We start from the raw sequence: 3446 nt of genomic DNA on the forward strand, positions 1-3446 counted from the left end.
ACAGGAAGACCAAGGGTATGAATCAGGGTACGACAGTGCTGTTCGGGCTGCCCGGAGTACGCGTGCATCGCGTGTCCATGGACTCGAATGGAGTTCGGTTAGTGGAGTTCTTCACCGACGACGATCGGGCCGCGGCGTGCCCGTCGTGTGGAGTGGTCTCGACGTCGATCACGGGCAACGCGATCACGAAGCCTAAGGATATCGCCTACGGCGAGCAGTCAATTCAATTGCAGTGAAACAAGACCCGGTGGAGATGCAGAGAAGACTACTGCTCGCGTGGGTCGTTCACGGAGAGTATCGAGGAGATACCGCCGCGGGCGAGACTGACCGGCCGGCTCGGGCGCGCAATGGGTTATGCGATCGGCAACGCCGCCCGATCGGTTACGGAGGTCGCCGCAGCGCATGGTGTGTCGTGGCCGACGGCGCATCGACGGTTCGTCGCTCTGGCCGAGCAGGTACTGACCGAACCGGATCCGGTTCGAGTGTTGGGGATCGACGAGACCCGACGCGGCAAGCCCCGGTGGGATCGCTGCGAGAGGACCGGAACCTGGGTGCGCACCGATCCGTGGGACACCGGATTCGTCGATATCAGTGGCTCACAGGGCATGCTCGGGCAGCAGAGCGGCCGAACCACGGCGGCAGTAGTGAAGTGGCTGAACGCTCGCTCTGAGCGGTTCCGGGACGGCATCGAGTACGTCGCGATCGATCCCGCCGCTGTCTATGCGGCTGCGGTCCGAACCCCGGATCTGCTACCGAACGCAGTGTTGGTGGTCGATCACTTCCATCTTGTCGCCAAAGCCAATGACGCGGTCACCAAGGTCCGCCAGCGAGTGACATGGGATCAACGAGCCCGCAGGGGGCGGGCGATCGACCCCGAGTGCGCGAACCGAAGGCGACTACTCCGAGCGCGGGAATGTATGTCGGACAATGGTTTCACTCGAATGTGGAACGAGATCGATGCCCAGGACCCAAGCGCACAGATCCTATCGGCATACATCGCGAAAGAGGAACTACGGACCCTGCTTTCGACCGTCCGTGACGGCGGGGATCGGCATCGAACCTCACATCGACTGCACCGATTCTTCATGTGGTGTGCCGATTCGAAGTATCCCGGAATTGATCACGTTGGCGAAGATGGTCGACACGTGGTGGCCCGAGATCAACGCGTTCATCACCACCGGCCTTGCCAACGCCAGAACGGAAGGCTACAACCGGCTGGTCCAGACAAGTGAAACGATCCGCGTTTAACCGGCCCTCGGGCCTGGGTCAACCCGTGTGTCGGGTTTGAGGTTGTCGAGGTGCCGTTGGATGCTGGTGGTGACGCGGGCGTGGCGGGCGACTTCACTGTCCCATCCGCGTGCGTGGGCATCGTCGCGGAGCACTTTCTCGTCGGATAGTTGCTGCTTGAGCTGAGGTATGAATTCTGTTGTGGTGGTGAAGTTGTCACACTGCTCGCAAATGTTTGCGTAGGGGCAGGCTTCTGCTGCGAGGTGCCGCGAGCAGTATCCGCGCGCTACGCGGGTCTTGATCATCTCGCTGTGCAGCCACTCGATTCGGTCCGGGATGACTGGTTTGTCGCCGATGACCAGGGGAAGTTCTCTGGTGGCGTGGAGCCGGTTCATGGCGGCCTCGTATGCGCCGTGGACGCTGCTGTTGGCGAGGTGAGCGTATCGGATGGTCATCTCGGGTCGAGAGTGACCCAGTAGTGCCATCAGTGCCTGCAGGCTCATTCCGGCGTTGACCAGAGAGGTTGCGTAGGTGTGGCGTAGTTGGTGTGGTGTGACAGTGAGGTAGGCACCGTCGGGGCCGAGAAGATCGGCCGCCCGGATTGCGTCGGCGAGTCCCCGGCGGATGCGGGATCCCCTGCGTGCCAGGGTGAGGTGAGTCCAGTGGTTCATAGCAACCCGGCCTGATGCAGGGCGAGATACGGATCGACACACACCATGGCCATCACCACCAAGACGCCGGTCAGCGGCGACAATGAACGCATGGATTCAGCGCATCCGAGAGCAGACGGACCACGACGGCGACGGGCGTTCACCGCGGCGGAGAAAATCGAACACGTGCGTGCTTACGAGCAAGCCTGCCAGAGCGGCGACGGCGGGGCATACCTACGCCGCGAGGGACTGTATTCGTCGTTGATCAGCGAATGGCGCAAACACCGCGACGCCGGTGTTCTCGTCGGCAAAAAGCCCGGCGAGAAGGTCGGCAAGCTTACCGCCGAGCAAGCCGAGATCGCCCGCCTCACCCGTGAATTGAACCGCGCGAACAAGCGACTGAACACCACCGAAGCCGCACTGGATATCATGGGAAAAGCACACGCGCTCTTGGAATCTCTCTCCGAGAGCGCGGATTTCGACGAGAAGAACAACAAGCGATGACCACTGCGTACACCACACTGACCGGCATCGGAATTAGCTCCCGCGAGGGCAGCGTTCTCACCGGTCTGCACCGATCGACGGCGACACGTCGAAGTGCCGCAGCTACAGCACCGACACCGCCGGTGCCGCAGGAACCAGCGGCGGAGCCGGTCAACAAAGTCACCACCAGCGAACGGCGACGTATTCTCGGCGTCCTCAACTGCGACCGGTTCGTCGACCTCGCACCGCTACAGATCTACGCCCAACTCCTCGACGAGGGCATCTACCTGTGTTCGGTGTCGACGATGTATCGAGTGTTGCGCGAGAACAGACAGGTCAGCGATCGACGGCGACTCGCTCGGCACCCGGCCAGGGCATGCCCAGAGTTGGTCGCGACCGCGCCGCGGCAGGTGTACTCCTGGGATATCACCAAACTGGCCGGCCCGGTGAAAGGGCAGTACTTCGATGCGTACGTGATGATCGACATCTACTCCCGCTACATCGTCGGAGTGCACGTTCATAGTCATGAATCCGGTGTGCTGGCAAAGGAATTGATGGAACAGATCTTCGCGGTCCATGGCGTCCCGCACGTCGTGCATGCCGATCGCGGTACCTCGATGACCAGTAAAACCGTCGCGACACTCCTCGCGGATCTCGAGGTCACCCGAAGCCACTCCCGGCCTCGGGTATCGAACGACAATCCGTACTCGGAGTCGTTGTTCAAAACTTTGAAATACGGCCCCGGCTTCCCGGATCGGTTCCGATCACTGAGCGAGGCAAGGGAATTCATGGATATCTTCACCGATGGGTACAACCACGAACATCGCCACACCGGTATCGGACTGCACACTCCCGCCGATGTCCACTACGGCTTGGCTGCACGCAAGGCAGCCGAACGCCGTCTCGTTCTCGACGCCGCCCGCGCTGCACATCCGCATCGCTTCGGCAGCACTGCCGCACCGAAAATCCTCGACCTCCCAGACACCGCGTGGATCAACAAACCAGCAGAAACAACTGACACCGATCAAGAGCACGATTCGATAGCGGCGTAACACCCACTGGACTCATCCACCTTGACAAATTCCG

At 61.3% G+C, this 3446-nt stretch carries 3 protein-coding genes and 2 pseudogenes; 4 read left to right on the forward strand and 1 reads right to left on the reverse strand.

The genetic code is table 11. The annotated features are described in order from the left end of the window. The 3 genes and pseudogenes from BJI47_RS23025 to BJI47_RS25100 all read left to right on the forward strand — a co-directional run. A pseudogene (locus BJI47_RS23025) lies at positions 1-236 on the forward strand (ISL3 family transposase); the annotation flags it as partial. 369 nt (positions 237-605) lie between these two features. Continuing rightward, positions 606-1043: pseudogene (locus BJI47_RS25095) on the forward strand (transposase); the annotation flags it as partial. 91 nt (positions 1044-1134) lie between these two features. Then, complete coding sequence (locus BJI47_RS25100) at positions 1135-1248, forward strand: hypothetical protein (protein WP_368655919.1); 114 nt, start codon at positions 1135-1137, stop codon at positions 1246-1248. On the opposite strand, the gene BJI47_RS23035 is transcribed toward BJI47_RS25100, so the two are convergent. Next, positions 1245-1898, reverse strand: coding sequence for a tyrosine-type recombinase/integrase (locus tag BJI47_RS23035; protein ID WP_088945936.1), 654 nt, complete (start codon positions 1896-1898; stop codon positions 1245-1247). The two genes, BJI47_RS25100 and BJI47_RS23035, sit on opposite strands and share 4 nt — an antisense overlap. Positions 1899-1988: 90 nt before the next feature. Here BJI47_RS23035 and BJI47_RS23040 point away from each other — a divergent pair. Beyond that, a protein-coding gene (locus BJI47_RS23040) for an IS3 family transposase (protein ID WP_254900348.1) occupies positions 1989-3412 on the forward strand; the annotation gives its coding sequence in 2 pieces (ribosomal slippage) (positions 1989-2316 and positions 2316-3412; 1425 coding nt in all). Positions 3413-3446: the final 34 nt, after the last annotated feature.

This window comes from Rhodococcus sp. 1168 (genome assembly GCF_002091955.1).
Taxonomy (GTDB): domain Bacteria; phylum Actinomycetota; class Actinomycetes; order Mycobacteriales; family Mycobacteriaceae; genus Rhodococcoides.

Coding starts and splice junctions, on each gene's coding strand:
- BJI47_RS25100 (WP_368655919.1), top strand. CDS start 1,135: ATGGTCGACACGTGGTGGCCCGAGATCAACGCGTTCATCACCACCGGC.
- BJI47_RS23035 (WP_088945936.1), bottom strand. CDS start 1,898: ATGAACCACTGGACTCACCTCACCCTGGCACGCAGGGGATCCCGCATC.